1 protein-coding gene is annotated in these 309 nt (G+C 55.7%); it reads right to left on the reverse strand.

Going from position 1 to position 309, the window contains the following annotated elements; translation table 11 throughout:
- Positions 1 to 309: hypothetical protein (locus AC1RP1_RS08195; protein ID WP_481762750.1), on the reverse strand; the 309-nt coding region annotated here is incomplete at both ends.

Here is a 309-nt window from a genome sequence, read left to right on the forward strand (position 1 = left end):
TATTGGCAGTGCCACGACCACGCGTATTCCGGGTCCGCGTGCATAGTACTAGCCAGCTTGATGTATGGCGTCGGTCCTGTCTCTTCCTCGGCTACGTGCTCATGTTCGTCTTCCCCGACATCCAGCGTGTCCTCATCCTCACTGTCGTTGATATCGAGTTCAGCCTCGTACTTAACCTCCCAATCCTGCCCTCCGGGAGCGCCGTGCGCATACTCATCCATGAGCGCATCAGGATTGTTCTTCAGGTGGTCACGGAAATTGCTAAGGCATTTTTCGACTTCGGCGGCCCCAAACGTAGGCGTGTAGTTC

The organism is Dellaglioa sp. CoH-56-MRSF-13, from assembly GCF_056782095.1.